General features: G+C 71.1%; 16 protein-coding genes and 1 pseudogene. All 17 read left to right on the forward strand.

What is annotated here, in order from left to right; translation table 11 throughout:
- The first annotated feature begins 342 nt into the window (after positions 1 to 342).
- The 17 genes and pseudogenes from REH65_RS22905 to dprA all read left to right on the forward strand — a co-directional run bounded on the left by REH65_RS22905 (position 343) and on the right by dprA (position 16,437).
- The gene (locus tag REH65_RS22905; protein WP_406689034.1) at positions 343 to 924 is read left to right on the forward strand and encodes an AAA family ATPase; all 582 of its coding nucleotides are present in this window, start codon (positions 343 to 345) and stop codon (positions 922 to 924) included.
- 299 nt (positions 925 to 1,223) lie between these two features.
- A complete protein-coding gene (locus REH65_RS22910) occupies positions 1,224 to 2,969 on the forward strand; it encodes a DEAD/DEAH box helicase (protein WP_406689035.1) in 1,746 nt (581 codons plus the stop codon).
- A gap of 246 nt (positions 2,970 to 3,215) precedes the next feature.
- The gene (gene ffh, locus REH65_RS22915) at positions 3,216 to 4,772 is read left to right on the forward strand and encodes a signal recognition particle protein (RefSeq protein ID WP_406689036.1); all 1,557 of its coding nucleotides are present in this window, start codon (positions 3,216 to 3,218) and stop codon (positions 4,770 to 4,772) included.
- A complete protein-coding gene (locus REH65_RS22920; RefSeq protein ID WP_406689037.1) occupies positions 4,769 to 5,839 on the forward strand; it encodes an amidohydrolase family protein in 1,071 nt (356 codons plus the stop codon). Before ffh ends, REH65_RS22920 begins: the two co-directional genes overlap by 4 nt.
- A 143-nt stretch (positions 5,840 to 5,982) precedes the next feature.
- Entirely contained in the window at positions 5,983 to 6,741 is a 759-nt protein-coding gene (locus REH65_RS22925; RefSeq protein WP_281454880.1) for a type II CAAX endopeptidase family protein, read from the forward strand.
- A gap of 118 nt (positions 6,742 to 6,859) precedes the next feature.
- Positions 6,860 to 7,669 carry a lysostaphin resistance A-like protein gene (locus REH65_RS22930; RefSeq protein WP_406689038.1) on the forward strand — a complete coding sequence of 270 codons (810 nt, stop codon included), beginning with the start codon at positions 6,860 to 6,862 and terminating at the stop codon, positions 7,667 to 7,669.
- A gap of 258 nt (positions 7,670 to 7,927) precedes the next feature.
- Positions 7,928 to 8,411 (forward strand): annotated as a pseudogene (gene rpsP / locus REH65_RS22935) (30S ribosomal protein S16).
- On the forward strand, positions 8,408 to 8,647 hold the full coding sequence (locus tag REH65_RS22940) for an RNA-binding protein (RefSeq protein WP_093413382.1): 240 nt from the start codon (positions 8,408 to 8,410) through the stop codon (positions 8,645 to 8,647). The pseudogene rpsP and the gene REH65_RS22940 overlap by 4 nt, the downstream one beginning before the upstream one ends.
- Before the next feature lie 5 nt (positions 8,648 to 8,652).
- On the forward strand, positions 8,653 to 9,222 hold the full coding sequence (gene rimM / locus REH65_RS22945) for a ribosome maturation factor RimM (protein ID WP_281454877.1): 570 nt from the start codon (positions 8,653 to 8,655) through the stop codon (positions 9,220 to 9,222).
- A 236-nt stretch (positions 9,223 to 9,458) separates the two neighbouring features.
- Positions 9,459 to 10,250, forward strand: coding sequence for a tRNA (guanosine(37)-N1)-methyltransferase TrmD (gene trmD, locus REH65_RS22950; protein WP_406689039.1), 792 nt, complete (start codon positions 9,459 to 9,461; stop codon positions 10,248 to 10,250).
- A 209-nt stretch (positions 10,251 to 10,459) separates the two neighbouring features.
- Entirely contained in the window at positions 10,460 to 10,816 is a 357-nt protein-coding gene (gene rplS / locus REH65_RS22955; protein WP_093413378.1) for a 50S ribosomal protein L19, read from the forward strand.
- A 240-nt stretch (positions 10,817 to 11,056) separates the two neighbouring features.
- Positions 11,057 to 11,950, forward strand: a complete 894-nt coding sequence (lepB, locus tag REH65_RS22960; RefSeq protein ID WP_406693218.1) for a signal peptidase I — start codon at positions 11,057 to 11,059, stop codon at positions 11,948 to 11,950.
- 7 nt (positions 11,951 to 11,957) lie between these two features.
- Complete coding sequence (locus REH65_RS22965) at positions 11,958 to 12,710, forward strand: ribonuclease HII (protein WP_406689040.1); 753 nt, start codon at positions 11,958 to 11,960, stop codon at positions 12,708 to 12,710.
- Positions 12,711 to 12,743: 33 nt separating this feature from the next.
- Positions 12,744 to 13,067: a DUF2469 domain-containing protein gene (locus REH65_RS22970; RefSeq protein ID WP_093413373.1), complete on the forward strand. Its 324-nt coding sequence runs from the start codon at positions 12,744 to 12,746 to the stop codon at positions 13,065 to 13,067.
- 296 nt (positions 13,068 to 13,363) lie between these two features.
- A complete protein-coding gene (locus REH65_RS22975; protein WP_281454873.1) occupies positions 13,364 to 13,765 on the forward strand; it encodes a YraN family protein in 402 nt (133 codons plus the stop codon).
- Positions 13,766 to 15,277, forward strand: a complete 1,512-nt coding sequence (locus tag REH65_RS22980; RefSeq protein WP_406689041.1) for a YifB family Mg chelatase-like AAA ATPase — start codon at positions 13,766 to 13,768, stop codon at positions 15,275 to 15,277. It abuts the gene before it with no gap.
- Positions 15,277 to 16,437, forward strand: a complete 1,161-nt coding sequence (gene dprA / locus REH65_RS22985; protein ID WP_281454871.1) for a DNA-processing protein DprA — start codon at positions 15,277 to 15,279, stop codon at positions 16,435 to 16,437. The genes REH65_RS22980 and dprA overlap by 1 nt, the downstream gene beginning before the upstream one ends.
- Positions 16,438 to 16,469: the final 32 nt, after the last annotated feature.

Raw genomic sequence — 16,469 nt, forward strand, 5'->3', positions numbered from 1 at the left:
GGGGTGGGAATGCGTACAACTACGCAGCCCTACTCGGGCATTGTCACGGTCTCGCATCGCCGCTGGTCCGGGCAGACTCTTCAGTGCGACGCGGTGATCAGGGAGGAACCGGGGAACGCGCCCGCACTGGGGGTCGGGCGGGCTTTCCGGGGGCTCCGCGATCGCGGGGGAGCGTGGGAGGCGGGGGGAACGTGCCTCCCACGCGGTGACCGGGTGCGGGACCCCGTAACGCACCGGGAGTTCCGATGAGGCGGCCCGCCCTTGGGGGAGCGGGCCGCCTCTTCTCGTGCGTGATCACGATCTCGCCCGTCCATGATCGGTTCCGCGTAATCTGGAGCGGTCGTGGACATTTCGGACGCATCCCCGGTTTCCGCCCACCCCACGCCCTCGGTGCGGGTGGGCCGTCGCACGCTGGTCGTGCTCGCGGGCGTGCCCGGTGCGGGCAAGAGCACGGTGCTGGCCAAGCTGCGCGCGAGCTCCGACGTCGTCCGGCTGGACTCCGAGCAGGTCCGCGCCCGGTTGCGGGAGCTCTCGCCCGGCGTCGCCTACCGCTACTACCGGCCGCTGGTGCACCTCGCGCACCGCTCCCGGATCGCCTGGTCCTGCCTGGTCGCGCGGGGTCCGGTGGTGGCGCACGAGCCCGCCACCCGGGCCAGCACCCGGATGCTGCTGCTGGTGTTCGCCCGCCTCACCGGGCGGCGCACGGTGCTGGTGTGGCTGCACGCCGACGCCGGCTCGGCGCTGGACGGGCAGCGCGCGCGGGGCAGGCTGATCCGCTCCGGTTCGTTCCGGCGGCACGTGCTGCGCGCCGAGCGGATGCACCGCAGGCTGCTGGCCGGGGAGACGCTGCCCGGGTGGCGCCGGGTGCACCTGTTCACCCGCGAGCAGGTGGCCGGTGGCCTGCGGTTGGACGTCGAGACGTGACCTGCGTCCCGTTGGGCGGGGGCGCCCCGACATCAACTGATCGCGATGACTACCCTGGATGTCCGGTGCCACGGCCGGATGTCGTGGTACCAGGCTGAGATTTTTCGAGCTGCGGGTCACTGGCAACAGGGTGTGCGTCGGGTGGAGCGCGCGGTTCGTCAAGCGCAAGCGGAGTCGACACAGGTTCGCCGCACGCCGCCGAGTGGACGCAACGCCCCGTCAGCACGCGCGGGGTGGGCGCCGGACCTCTTTCCGCGATCAGCCCCCCGCCGACCCACCTAGGGAGACCTGCTTTCCGCATGCCTACTTTCGCTGAACTCGACCTCGACGAGCGCGTCCAGAAGACGCTGGCCGAGATCGGGTACGAGGCCCCGTCGCCGATCCAGGAGCAGACGATCCCGCTGCTGCTGGAAGGCCGCGACGTGCTGGGCCTGGCGCAGACCGGAACCGGCAAGACCGCCGCGTTCGCGCTGCCGATCCTGTCCAAGATGGACCTCAACGCCACCAAGCCGCAGGCCCTGGTGCTGGCGCCCACGCGCGAGCTGGCGATCCAGGTCTCCGAGGCCTTCCAGCGCTACGCCTCGCACCTGCCCGGCTTCCACGTGCTGCCGATCTACGGCGGCACCGGTTACGGCCCGCAGCTGGCCGGTCTGCGCCGCGGCGCGCAGGTCGTCGTCGGCACCCCGGGTCGCCTGATCGACCACCTGGAGAAGGGTTCGCTGGACCTGACCGGGCTGAAGAACCTGGTGCTCGACGAGGCCGACGAGATGCTGCGCATGGGCTTCATCGAGGACGTCGAGAAGATCCTGCAGTCGGTGCCCTCCCAGCGCCAGGTCGCGCTGTTCTCGGCGACCATGCCGCAGGGCATCCGCAAGATCACGCAGAACTACCTGAACAACCCGGCGGAGATCTCGGTCAAGACCAAGACCTCCACGGCAACCAACATCAACCAGCGGCACGTGCCGGTGCGCGCGTCCAACAAGCTGGACGCGATGACCCGCATCCTCGAGGTCGAGGACTTCGACGCGATGATCGTGTTCGTGCGCACCAAGCAGCTCACCGAGGAGCTCGCGGAGAAGCTGCAGGCGCGCGGGTTCAGCGCCTCGGCCATCAACGGCGACATCGCCCAGGCCCAGCGCGAGCGCACCATCGGGCACCTCCGCGACGGCAAGATCGACATCCTGGTGGCCACCGACGTCGCCGCCCGCGGTCTCGACGTCGAGCGCATCTCGCACGTGCTCAACTACGACATCCCGCACGACACCGAGTCCTACGTGCACCGCGTGGGCCGCACCGGTCGTGCCGGGCGCAGCGGCGAGGCGATCCTGTTCGTCTCCCCGCGCGAGCGCCACCTGCTGCGCGCCATCGAGCGGGCCACCCGCCAGCAGATCCCGCAGATGGAGCTGCCGAGCATCGACGCGGTCAACGACCGCAGGCTCGCCAAGTTCGCGCAGAGCATCACCGACACGCTGGCCAAGGGCGGCCTGGAGGTCTTCCAGGAGCTGGTCGCCGAGTACGAGCGCACCCACGACGTGCCCGCCGCGGAGATCGCCGCCGCGCTGGCCGCGATGGCCCAGGGCGACCGCCCGCTGCTGCTGGAGCCCGAGCCGGAGCCCGCTCGCCGGGACGGCCCGATGTTCCACACCAGCAGCGCCGATACCGAGACCTACCGGGTCGAGGTCGGCCGCCGGAACCGGGTCACGCCGCGCGCGCTGGTCGGCGCGCTGGCCAACGAGGGCGGGGTGCCCAGCAAGAACATCGGGCACATCGACATCCGCAACGAGCACACGCTCATCGAGCTGCCCGCGGACCTGCCCGAGGAGCTGCTCAGCAAGCTGCGCACCACGCAGGTCGCCGGTCGCGGCCTGAAGATCACCCGCGCCGACGGCGAGATCATCTCCCGCCGCCCGCGCCGCCCCGCCGGGAACCGCGACCGCGGCGACAAGCCGCGCCCGCACCGCAAGGGCCAGGGCACCGGTGGTCAGCGCTCCCCGCAGCAGCACCGCTCGGGACCGAAGCGGGACCTCCGCCACACCGGTGCGTGACATGGGAATTGTCCGTGGTCCCGCTGCTCGGCGGTGCCGGTAGCGGAACCCGCGGCGGTGCGGGCTGCGAGGGTGGTTTCCACTGCTCGCGGCGCTGCCGCTTGCACGCACGCCGTGTGCTCATCGAGCCAGCTGAATTGATCGGGGCCTTCTTCGGTGGCCGGTCCGCGCCAGGTCCTGGCGCGGACCGGCTACCCTCGCACAGGTACCCAGGTACATCCTCTCGACTCTGGAGCCCGTGAACCCGTGTTCGACACTCTCTCCGACCGGCTCACCTCGGTCCTGACGAACCTGCGCGGAAAGGGGCGGCTGTCCGAAGCCGACATCGACGCCACCGCGCGGGAGATCCGCATCGCCCTGCTCGAAGCGGACGTGGCGCTCCCCGTCGTGCGCGGGTTCATCAAGGGTGTCAAGGAGCGGGCCAAGGGTGCCGAGGTCTCGCAGGCGCTGAACCCGGCGCAGCAGGTCGTCAAGATCGTCAACGAGGAACTGGTCACCGTCCTCGGCGGGGAGACCCGGCGGATCGAGCTGGCCAAGAACCCGCCGACGGTGATCATGCTCGCGGGTCTGCAGGGTGCCGGTAAGACGACGCTGGCGGGCAAACTCGCCAAGTGGCTCTCCGGCCAGGGGCACACGCCGATGCTGGTGGCCTGCGACCTGCAGCGCCCCAACGCCGTCAACCAGCTGCAGGTCGTCGGTGAGCGCGCCGGGGTCCCGGTGTTCGCGCCCGAGCCGGGCAACGGCGTCGGCGACCCGGTGCAGGTCTCCCGCGACAGCATCGACGAGGCCAAGCGCGCCCAGCACGACATCGTCATCGTCGACACCGCCGGCCGGCTGGGCGTCGACGAGGAGATGATGAAGCAGGCCGCCGACATCCGGGACGCGGTCTCGCCGGACGAGATCCTGTTCGTCCTGGACGCGATGATCGGTCAGGACGCGGTGACCACCGCCGAGGCCTTCCGCGACGGCGTCGGCTTCTCCGGCGTGGTGCTGACCAAGCTCGACGGCGACGCCCGCGGTGGTGCCGCGCTGTCGGTCCGCGAGGTCACCGGCCAGCCGATCATGTTCGCCTCCAGCGGCGAGAAGCTGGAGGACTTCGACGTCTTCCACCCGGACCGGATGGCGAACCGGATCCTGGGCATGGGCGACGTGCTCACCCTGATCGAGCAGGCCGAGCAGGCCTTCGACCAGGAGCAGGCCGAGAAGGCCGCGGAGAAGCTGGGCACCGGCCAGCTGACCCTGGAGGACTTCCTGGAGCAGATGCAGGCGGTGCGGCGGATGGGTCCGCTGCAGAACCTGCTGGGCATGCTGCCGGGCGCGGGCCAGATGAAGGACCAGCTGGCCAACTTCGACGAGAAGCAGCTCGACCGCATCCAGGCGATCATCCGCGGCATGACCCCGGCCGAGCGCGCCGACCCGAAGATCATCAACGCTTCCCGCCGCCAGCGCATCGCGCGCGGTTCGGGTGTGACCGTCGGCGACATCAACGACCTGGTCAACCGGTTCTTCGAGGCCCGCAAGATGATGCAGCGGATGGCCGGCCAGTTCGGCGGCTTCGGCGGCGGAGGCGGCGGTTCCAAGAACCGCAAGGGCAAGAAGGGGAAGAAGGGCAAGAAGGGCAAGGGCGGCCCGACCCCGCCGAAGGGCATGAAGGGCATGCCCGGCGGCTTCCCCGGCCTGCCCCCGGGCGGCATGCCCGGCACGGGCGCCGGCCCGGACCTGTCCAAACTGGACCCGACGGCGAACCAGCTGCCGCCCGGCTTCGACCCGTCCAAGCTCAACTTCGGCAAGAAGGACCAGTGACGGCGCTGCACCTGCGCGCCACCGTGCTGCCCGACGGCGCGCAGCGGGACCTCTGGATCGCCGACGGCCGGATCTCCCTGGAACCGGTCGCCGGAGCTGAGACCGTCTTCGACGGCGGCTACGTGCTGCCCGGCCTGGTCGACGCGCACTGCCACGTCGGCATCGGCACGCAGGGCCCGGTCGAGCTCGACGAGGCAGTCACCCAGGCCGAGACCGACCGCGACGCCGGCACCCTGCTCATCCGCGACTGCGGCGCGCCGATCGACACCCGGCCGCTGCAGCAGCGCGACGACCTGCCGCGCATCATCCGCGCGGGCAAGCACCTGGCCCGGCCCAAGCGCTACATCCCGAAGCTGTCCGACGACCTCGACGACGAGCAGGACCTGCCCGCCGCGGTCGCCGAGCAGGCGGCCTACGGCGACGGCTGGATCAAGCTCGTCGGAGACTGGATCGACCGCTCGGTGGGGGACCTCGCGCCGCTGTGGAGCGACGAGGTGCTGGCCGAGGCCATCGACACCGCGCACCGGCTCGGCGCCCGCGTCACCGCCCACGTGTTCGGCGAGGACGCGCTGCCGGGCCTGATCAACGCGGGCATCGACTGCATCGAGCACGGCACCGGCCTGACCGACGAGACCGTCGAACTGATGGCCGCACGCGGCACCGCGCTGGTCCCGACCCTGGTCAACGTGGAGAACTTCCCGGGCTTCGCGGCCGCCGCGACGAAGTACCCGGACTACGCCACCCACATGACCGACCTCTACGAGCGCGCCGACCGCACGGTCGGCAAGGCCATCGAGGCGGGCATCCCGGTCTACGCGGGCACCGACGCGGGCGGCGGCATCCCGCACGGTGTGCTGGCCGACGAGGTCGCCGCGCTGCACCGGGTGGGCATGTCGGTCGAGCAGGCGCTGGCCGCCGCCTCCTGGGGCGCGCGCGAGTGGCTGGGCTGGTCGAGCGTCGAGCACGGCGCCGTCGCCGACCTGGTCTGCTACCAGGCCGACCCCCGCAAGGACCTCGACGTCCTGCGAGCCCCCGAGCGGATCCTGCTGGGTGGCAGGGTCTTCTAGCTCTTCGAACAGGCTGAAAACGGCTCTCGCAATCGTTTCCACCGCGCGTCGGTGAAAGCGGCGTCGGCCTGTGCGACCCCTTAGGGTTGAAGGGTCGAGGGGAGCGTCTTGTGGGGGAGAAGCGGGATCCTTACCTTCAGCCGATGCGCCGGGTGGACGACGCCGTCGACGCGCACCCCCCGTTCTGGGAGGCGCAGCTGGAGGCGGCCAGACGCGGTTCGCTGGCCTGGGGTTTCGCGGCCTTCTTCGTCGGCTACGGCGGCTACTACCTGGCCGTGGTCGTCCTCGGCGCCCTGCGCCCCCACCCCCACGGCGGATTCGACCCGTCGCAGCCGCCCAACACCGGTCCGCTGCTGCTGCTCGCGTTCGCCCCGAACGTCCTGCTCGGACTCGTCCCGGCGGTCTTCTCCTGGTGGCGCGGGCACGGCCTGCGCGCCGACTTCGGGATCCTGCCGCGCCGCCGCGACCTCAAGATCGGCCTGATCTGCGGGCTCTGCGCGCTGGTCGGGTCGTGGACGGTGACGCTGGTGATCATCGCGGTCTCCGGCCCACCACCGGAGACGGACCTGGCCCGGCTCATGCAGGGCGACCGGACGGTCTGGCTGTTCCTGTTCGCCCTGTTCGCGTTCCTCGGCGCCCCGCTGACCGAGGAGCTGCTGATGCGCGGCGCCCTGTGGGGAGCGCTGGAGCACTACCGGATCCCGCGCGTGGTGATCCTCGTCCTGACCTCGGTGATCTTCGCGCTGATCCACCAGGAGGTCTGGCGCACGCCTGTGCTGTTCGTGGGAGGCCTGGCCATCGGCATGGCCCGGATGATCACCGGGCGGGTCTCGGCGAGCATGGTCGCCCACGCCACCAACAACTTCCTGCCCGCCCTGCTGCTGTTCGCCGTCGCGAGATGAAACGCCACCCGATGGATCGCCGCTGCCGGAGGAAAGGCTGTGGCCCGATGAACACTCCGCCGCACCTCGTGTTGATCGTGGTGGGGCGGGGGCCCGGTATAGCCTGACGGCTCCGCCGGTGTCCGCCGACATCGTCACGCGGGTCGTCGACCCGCTGCTCGGCATCACGGAGGCGCTCGTGCACTCAACGCAAGAATCCGACGTCGCGGGGGAACCCGCGGGCCGCACCTGGGTGGCCGTGCCGCCCGTTCGCACGCACCGCTGGGGGCTGGGCGCGTTCTTCCTGGCCGAGGCCGTGTTCGTGCTGACCTCGGTGGTGCTGGCCGCGGCCTTCGGCGCGCCCGGGGTCTGGTCGATCGTGCTGATGCTGGTGCTGCCGACCGTGCTGGCCGGCGGGCTCGCAGTGCTCATCACGGTGGTGCGGGGCAACGGCCCGATGCTGGACTTCGGGTTGCAGTGGCGCTGGTCGGACGTGCGGATCGGGCTGGCCATCGGCGGTGTCGGGCTGGTCACCACCACGATCGCCACGATGCTGTGGACGCAGTGGGCCGATCCCGGTCAGACCTCGACGGTCAGCAGCGTCCTGGACGGCGTCCGGTTGCCGCCGGTGGTGGCGGTGCTGGTGTTCCTGCACATCTGGCTGATCGCGCCGCTGTGCGAGGAACTGCTCTACCGCGGCCTGCTGTGGGGTGCGATGGAGCGGCTGCGCTGGAGCCAGCTCAACGTGTTCGTGCTGAGCACGGCGGTGTTCGCGATCGGTCACCTGGAGCCGGCCCGCACCTGGCTGCTGCTGGTGATCACCATCCCGATCGGCGTGGCCCGCATGGTCACCGGCCGCCTCACCGCCAGCGTGATCGCCCACCAGGTCAACAACTTCCTGCCCGCGCTCGGCCTGCTGCTGGTGTCCCTGGGCCTGATGCCGACCTGAGCCCGATCGTCGGGCAAGCGGCGTAGCCGCTCTCTCCGGACCCGGAGGACGTCTGAGGATCCCCCACCCGCACCGCTGAGCAGCCGACCCCGTCGTCATCGAGGAAAACTGTCTGGCAGAATGGGTTGCTGTTCGCTGCGAGGAGTCCCTCTCACTCCTCGTCCGGCGATTTGACCTGGAGTCCTGCGGATCGCTGCCCCACGCGTTGGCGCATGGCTCACCGGAGCATCAATGAGAGTCTGAGGAGCACCAGCACCCGTGGCTGTGAAGATCAAGCTCGCGCGGATCGGCAAGATCCGGGAGCCGCACTACCGCATCGTCATCGCGGACGCCCGCACCCCGTCGCAACGGCCGGGTCATCGAGACGATCGGCCAGTACCACCCGAAGGAGAACCCGAGCGGCATCATCGTCGACTCGGAGCGGGCGCAGTACTGGCTGGGTGTCGGCGCGCAGCCGACCGAACCGGTGCGCAACATCCTGGAGATCACCGGCGACTGGCAGAAGTACAAGGGCCTGCCGGGCGCCGAGGGCACCCTCAAGGTCGCCGAGGCCAAGAAGTCCAAGCAGGAGCTGTTCGAGGAGGCCCTGGCCGCCGCCGGCGAGGAGCCCACCGTCGAGGCCACCACCCCGAAGAAGAAGGGTGGCAAGAAGTCCGAGGCCAAGGCCGACGACGCCAAGGCCGACGAGGCCAAGGCCGAGGAGAAGGCCGACGAGCAGAAGTCCGAGGACGGTCAGGCGTGACGGTCCTCTCGGACGCGCTTGAACACCTGGTGCGCGGCATCGTCGACAACCCCGACGATGTCCGCGTCCAGCTGCTGACGACCCGGCGCGGTCGCACCCTCGAGGTGCACGTCAACCCGGATGACCTGGGCAAGGTCATCGGCCGGGGCGGGCGCACCGCCACCGCGCTGCGGACCGTGATGACCGGTATCGGTGGTCGCGGCATCCGGGTCGACGTGGTCGACACCGACCGCTGACCGGCATGAACGAACTCCAGCCGGAGGCCCTCGCAGTGGGGCGCGTGGTGCGGCCGCACGGCGTGCGGGGCGAGCTCGTCGTCGAGGTGCTCACCGACAGCCCGGAGCTGCGGTTCGTTCCCGGATCGGTGCTCGGTCTGAAGCGCCGATCCGGTCAAGGCAGGAAGTCCAGCGCGCAGAGCCTCACCGTGACAGCCGCCCGGCACCACGCCGGGCGGCTGCTGGTGCGCGCGGAGGGCGTGGACGGTCGCGACGCCGCCGAGGAGCTGCGCGGCGCCCTGCTCACGGTGTCCTCCGACGAGGCCGAGTCCCCCGAGGACCCCGACGAGTTCCACGACACCGAGTTGATCGGGCTGCGCGCGCAGCTGGTCTCCGGTGACGAGGTGGGCGTGGTGCGCGACGTGCTGCACTCGCCCGCCGGCGAGCTCCTCGCGATCGCCATCCCCGATCCCGAGGCCGACAAGGGCGAGCGGGAGGCCCTGGTCCCCTTCGTCTCCGCCATCGTCCCCGAGGTCGACCTCGACAACGGCAGGGTCGTTCTGGACCCGCCCGAAGGCCTGCTGGACCAGGCATAAGGTTGTGGTCGCCGTGCGTGGCGGCGCAGGTAGCGGAACCTGAGGCGGCCCTCCTGCTCCGGGCGCCACTCCTGGTGTGTGGCCGATGCACGGTGTCGCGGCGTCCTCGCAGGAGAACCACCTCAGAACCCGCGGCGGTGCGAGTTGCTGGGGTGGTGGAGGAGAAAGCGGCTCCGCCGCTTGCAAGATCCACCGCCAGACATACGTCTTCGGGCACTTCCAGACGAGGCCATCTCATGCGCATCGACGTCATCACGATCTTCCCCGACTACCTGAACCCGCTGCGGGAAGCGCTGCTGGGCAAGGCCATCGAGCGCGAGCGCATCTCGGTGGGCGTGCACGACCTGCGCGACTGGACCCACGACGTGCACCGCGCGGTCGACGACAGCCCCTACGGCGGCGGCCCGGGCATGGTGATGAAGCCCGACGTCTGGGGCGAGGCCCTCGACGAGGTCTGCAGTCCCCAGGAGGCCACGCCCCGGCTGGTCGTGCCGACCCCGGCGGGCCGCCCGTTCGACCAGAAGACCGCGGTGCGCTGGTCGAAGGACCCGTGGCTGGTGTTCGCCTGCGGCCGCTACGAGGGCATCGACCAGCGGGTCATCGACGACGCCGCGACCCGGATGCCGGTCGAGGAGGTCTCGATCGGCGACTACGTGCTGGTCGGCGGTGAGGTCGCGGCGCTGACCATGATCGAGGCCGTGGTGCGGCTGCTGCCCGGGGTGCTGGGCAACCCGCTGTCGGCCGAGCAGGACTCCTTCTCCGACGGGCTGCTGGAAGGCCCCTGCTACACGCGTCCCGAGGTGTGGCGCGGCCGGCCGGTGCCGGACGTGCTGCGCTCCGGCAACCACGCGGCGATCGACCGCTGGCGGCGCGATCAGGCGCTGGAGCGCACCTTCCACCGGCGGCCGGAGCTCCTCGCGGCGCTGCCGGAGGGGGACCTGGATAAGGCCGACCGGAAACAGCTCGATAAACTGCGGGAGTCGGAAGCTTCCGGCGGTTCCGGTGAGACCGGTGACGCGTCGCGCTGACGGCCCTCTCCAGAGACCCTCTGCTGGGGGCCGGATCAGGCGCCGAGATGCGGATCTGGCACACTGGACAGGTTGATGCAGTCGAGCCACCTGGTTCGACATGCGCAAAGAGCAAGTTCACCCCGTGTCGGGCGGTGCCCACCTTCCAGGTCGGGTCATCGACATGTGAGAACACGGGTGCCTTCGACACGGATGAGGACGGACCACCGATGAACACCCTGGACGCGTTGGACGCCCAGTCGCTGCGTTCCGACATCCCGGCCTTCCGGCCCGGTGACACGCTGAAGGTTCACGTCCGCGTCATCGAGGGTTCGCGCGAGCGGACTCAGGTCTTCCAGGGCGCAGTCATCCGCCGCCAGGGCGATGGCATCCGGGAGACCTTCACCGTGCGCAAGGTTTCCTTCGGTGTCGGTGTGGAGCGGACTTTCCCGGTGCACACCCCGAACATCGCGCAGATCGAGGTCGTCTCGCGCGGCGATGTCCGGCGGGCGAAGCTGTACTACCTGCGCGACCGGCGCGGCAAGGCGGCGAAGATCAAGGAGAAGCGGGAGACCGCTGCGTCCTGATCGACGCGAGACGAGCAGTACCGGAGGGCCCGGGCGCGATCAGCGCTCGGGCCCTCCTGCTGTTCCACCTTCGGGTGATCAATGCAGGCCCAACGGATGCGGGAGGTGCCGGTGGAACGGGATCAAGCGGAAAAGAGCACGTCATCGGGTCGTAACCGGGCGGGTTTTCCGTCCCGCCGCGCCGGGGCAGCGCGACGGGCCCGCAGGCGGTTCGAGTAGCCTGGCCGGGTGGCCGACGTCATGCGCAGCGGATCAGCGGAAGAGCCCCACGACTCGGAGCACCGTGAGGGTGCTCCCGGCGAAGCGGCTCGGAACCGGAAGCCGAAGGGGAAGAAGAAGTCTTCCTTCTGGGTGGAGTTGCCCATCCTGATCGTGACCGCCCTGGTGCTCACCGTGCTCATCCAGGCGTTCCTCGCCCGGGTGTACGTGATCCCGTCGCAGTCGATGGAGCAGACCCTGCACGGCTGCACCGGGTGCAGTAACGACCGGGTGCTGGTCGACAAGGTCTCCTACCGGTTCTCCGACCCCGAACCCGGCGACGTGGTGGTCTTCCGCGGACCGCAGCCGTGGGTGCAGAACGAGTTCACCGCCCAGGAGTCCACCAACCCGGTCGCCGGCTTCTTCCAGGGCGCGGCCTCGCTGCTGGGCTTCGGCGCCCCGGACGAGAAGGACTTCGTCAAGCGGGTCATCGCCACCGGCGGCCAGACCGTCGAGTGCTGCGACGCGCAGAACCGGGTGCTGGTCGACGGCAAGCCGCTCACCGAGCCCTACGTCTACTGGGAGCCGGGTCGCGGGGTCGGCCAGGACGAGTTCGCGCCGGTCACGGTGCCCCCGGGGCACCTGTGGGTGATGGGTGACAACCGCAACGACTCCGCCGACTCCCGCGTGCAGGGCGGCGGCGGCACCAACGGCGCCGTCCCGGTGGACAACGTGATCGGCAAGGCGCAGGTCATCGTGCTGCCGCCGACCCGCTGGCAGAGCATCCCGGAGCCCAACCCGCAGTCGCAGGCGCTGGGCGCGCCCGCCTGGCAGCACGGGCTGCCGCTGGGCGTGGGCTTCGCCGCGGCGTTCCCCGCGGTCTGGGCAGGTCGTAGGCTTCTCGGTGCAGCGAGCAAGCGACGGCACTCGGAGTGACATCGAAGTGACGGTGACGGAGTTCCGGCCACCCCGGTCGGTGATCCGGCGCAGCAGCGGCAACTGGGCGCTGCAGAGCGCCCTGGACCGCCGGGGGCTGGGCCCGGTCGCCGGCGTCGACGAGGCGGGGCGCGGCGCGTGCGCCGGGCCGCTGGTGGTGGCCGCGTGCGTGCTCAAGCCGGGCGACGGGAAGCGGTTCGACGGCCTGACCGACTCCAAGGTGCTCAGCGAGGCCGATCGGGATCGGCTCCACGACCGCATCACCGCCCGCGCGCTGAGCTGGTCGACGGTGGTCATCCCGGCCGAGGACGTCGACGCGCTGGGCATCCACGTGGCCAACCTGGAGGGCATGCGCCGCTCGGTGGCGCAGCTGACCGAGCACCCCGGCTACGTGCTCACCGACGGTTTCAAGGTGCAGGGCCTGGCGACGCCGAGCGTCGCGGTCGTCAAGGGCGACCTGGTGGCGGCCTGCGTGGCGGCGGCGTCGGTGCTGGCGAAGGTCACCCGGGACCGGTTGATGGCGGGTGAGCTGCACGAACACTTCCCCGAGTACGCCTTCGACGTGCACAAGGGCTACAGCACGCCGCTGCACTCGGCGCGGTTGACCGAGCACGGTCCGTCGGTCCAGCACCGCTGGTCCTACGCCAACGTCGTGGCCGCCGCGACGCGGCACGGGATGCGCTCGCCGCGCGCTGTGACCAGCAAGCCCGGTCTGTTCGATGCCTCGGAGGGGGATGTGGTGGACAATGTGGCCTTGTAGTCCGACCGGAAACGCAGAAGGGCTCGCACACCGATGAGCGCCGAGGATCTCGAAAAGTACGAGACCGAGATGGAGCTGCAGCTCTACAAGGAGTACCGCGACATCGTCGGTCAGTTCACCTACGTCGTGGAGACCGAACGGCGCTTCTACCTGGCCAACGTCGTCGACGTGCAGGTGCGCAACTCCGACTCGGAGGTCTACTTCGAGGTGTCGATGTCCGACGCCTGGGTCTGGGACATGTACCGCCCGGCTCGGTTCGTCAAGAACGTCCGGGTGATCACCTTCAAGGACGTCAACGTCGAGGAGCTCGACAAGCCGGACCTCCGGTTGCCGGAGAACGGTCCCTTCGGTTCCTGACGAACGAGGATCACGAGATGTGATGCCCGGGCGGTCGAATTCGGCCGCCCGGGCTTTTTCGTGCGCGCTGCGCGATCGGATTCGATGAACGAATACCCGGATACACGAAATCCACCACACGTAGGTGTGAGTGGTGTTTGTCCACAGCAGACGAATTCATCCACAGATTCGGAAATCTGCTTGGCATTTCGGTTCCAGGTGGGCAGCGTGGTGCTCATCCCGTTCCCGGAATCGTTGGTGCCGAACTCCTTTCGGCCGCCGGGTCGGGAGTCGTGTCGAATCCGGGGGAGGTTCTCGTGCGCACCGACAAGATCACCGCGCCGCTGTCCGACCACCTGGTGGGCGGGCGCAGGCACGAGCTGGGCAGGGTCGGCGAGCGGATCGCCGCCGAGCTGCTGGAGAGCACCGGGCTGACCGTGCTCGACCGCAACTGGAGCTGTCCGCGCGGCGAGCTCGACATCGTCGCCACCGACGGCGACCTGGTGGTGTTCTGCGAGGTCAAGGCCCGATCGGGGATGGACTACGGCGGCCCGCTGGGCGCGATCGGCCCGGACAAGGTGGCCCGCGTCCGCAGCGTGGCGCGAGCCTGGCTGGCCGAGCGCGACCTGGTCGGTTGCCGGGTGCGCTTCGACGTCGTGTCGGTGCTGTGGCCACCGGGCGAGCCCGCGCGCGTCGAGCACCTGGAGGGGGTGTTCTGAGTGGCGCTGCGCAAGACGTGGGCGATCGCGCTGTTCGGGGTCGACGGCGTGCTGGTGGAGATCGAGGCCGACGTGCGCTCGGGGTTGCCCTCGGTGCAGCTCATCGGCCTGCCGGACAACGCGTTGAAGGAGGCCAAGAACCGGGTCGCGGCGGCGATCCAGAACTGCCGGGAGGACTGGCCCGTGGACCGGGTCATCACGCTCGCGCTGTCCCCGGCCGCGCTGCCCAAGGGCGGCACGACCTACGACCTGGCGCTGGCGTGCGCGGTCCTGGCGGCCAGCGAGCAGGTCCCCGCGCACCGGTTGCAGGGCACGGTCCTGTTCGGCGAGCTCGCCTTGGACGGACGGCTGCGCCGCGTGTGCGGGCTGCTGCCCGCGCTGCTGGCGGCGCGCCGCTACGGCGTGCGGCGCGCGGTGGTGCCGGTCGAGGGCTTGGCCGAGGCGCACCTGGTGGACGGCATCGAGATCCTCGGCGCCGACCACCTGCGGGAGGTGATCGCCTGGCTGCGCGAGCTCGCCGACCTGCGCGAGGACGCCCCGCCGCCGACCGAGGCACGGGCAGAGGAGGTGCCGGACCTGGCCGACGTGCTCGGCCAGCCGGAGGCCCGGTGGGCGCTGGAGGTCGCCGCCGCCGGCGGGCACCACCTGCTCATGGTGGGGCCGCCGGGGACGGGCAAGACGATGCTGGCCAAGCGGCTGTGCGGGCTGCTGCCGGAGCTGACGAGAGCGGAGTCGCTGGAGGTCACGGCTCTGCGCTCGCTGGGGGACGAGTCCACCGAGTTCCTGGTCCGCCGACCACCGTTCGTCGCCCCGCACCCGTCGCTGTCGATCCCGGCGCTGATCGGCGGCGGGACCGGCCTGGCCCGCCCGGGCGCGGTCAGCCGCGCGCACCGGGGCATCCTCCTGCTCGACGAGGCCTGCGAGTTGGGGCCGAAGCGGCTGGAGGCGTTGCGCACGGCGCTGGAGGAGGGCGAGATCAGGCTGGCCCGCCGCGACGGCACGCTGCGCTACCCGGCGCGCTTCCAGCTGGTGCTGGCGACCAACCCGTGCCCGTGCGCGCCCGCGCGCGAGCTGGACTGCCAGTGCGCTCCGCAGCAGCGGCGGCGCTACCTGGGCAAGCTGTCCGGTCCGCTGCTGGACCGGGTGGACCTGCGGGTGCGCACCCGGCCGATCTCGGCGATGAGCACCGCGGTCGGTGCCGAGCCGGAGAGCACGGCGGTGGTCCGCGAGCGGGTCGAGCGGGCGCGGGAGGTGGCGCGCGAGCGGTGGGCCGACCACGGCTGGCAGACCAACACCGAGGTGCCGGGTCCGGTGCTGCGCAAGGAGTTCGCGCTGCCGGAGGAGACCACGGCCCTGCTGGAACGAGGTCTGGAAGCGGGGGCGATCACCGCGCGCGGCGCCGACCGCTGCCTGCGGGTGGCTTGGACGCTGGCCGACCTCGACGGCAGTCCGCGGCCGGCGGCGGACCACGTCGCCGCCGCGCTCGAGTTCCGGGACAGGAGGGCGGCCTGATGGGCAGGTGGGCGTCGCTGGGCGAGAAGACCCGGCAGGAACTGCTGCGCGCGAGGGCGTTCCTGTCGGCGGTGGCCGAGCCACCGGCGCAGGCGCTGGCCGGGTTCGTCGCCGAGCGCGGGGCGCGCGGTGCCGTGGACGCGATCCTGCGCGAGCGGGCGCCCGCGCAGGTGCTGGCGGAGGTGGAGTCGCGGCGCGGTGAGCTCTCCGGTGAGCGTGTGCTGCGGGCCGGGGAGGAGGCCGGGTTGCGGCTGCTGGTCCCGGAGGGCCCCGGCTGGCCGCAGGAGGCGTTCGCCGAGCTCGCCGGAGCGCGGGAGGTGGAGCTGCCGGACATGGCCGAGCCGCTGGCGCTGTGGGTGCGGGGCCGGGTCGAGCTCTCCGAGCTCGCCGAGCGGGCGGTGGCGGTCGTGGGCGCCCGCGCGGCGTCCGGGTACGGCGAGCACGTGGCCGCCGAGTTCGGGCACGGGCTGTCGCAGGCGGGGTTCGCGGTGATCTCCGGGGCCGCCTACGGCATCGACGGGGCGGCGCATCGCGGCGCGCTGTCGGCGGGCGGGCGCACGGTGGCGTTCCTGGCCTGCGGCGCCGACCTGGACTACCCGGCCGGGCACGGCAGGCTGCTGCGCGCGATCGCCGATCAGGGCGCGGTGGTCAGCGAGTACCCGCCGGGAACGCCGCCGCGCAAGCACCGGTTCCTGGTGCGCAACCGGTTGATCGCAGCGATGGGCCAGGCCACCGTGGTGGTGGAGGCGGGGGCGCGCAGCGGCGCGGCGAACACGGCCAACACCGCGGACCTGCTGGGGAGACCGCTGCTGGCGGTGCCGGGGCCGGTGACCTCGCAGAACTCGGTGGGCTGCCACGGCATGGTGCGGTCCGGGCAGGCGGTGCTGGTCACGCGGACCGAGGAGATCGTGGAGCTGCTCAGCCCGCTGGGCGTGCGGCCGGCCGAGGAGCGGGAGGGGTGCTCGCGCGCCACGGACCGGCTGCACCCGGACGCGCGGCGGGTGCTGGACGCGATGACCGGAATGGACTCGGCGAGCGACGAGGAACTGGCCCGCGACTGCGGGCTGCGGCTCGGCCGGGTGCGCGCGGTGCTGCCCGAACTGGAACTCGACGGCTTCGCGCGACGAACGGAAAGCGGGTGGACTGCGACAAAGAGGTGAAGAGAAAGACGGGTGAAAGCTCGATGAAAGGG

Origin of the sequence: Saccharopolyspora sp. ID03-671 (genome assembly GCF_045278815.1) — a bacterium.
GTDB lineage: Bacteria > Actinomycetota > Actinomycetes > Mycobacteriales > Pseudonocardiaceae > Saccharopolyspora > Saccharopolyspora ipomoeae.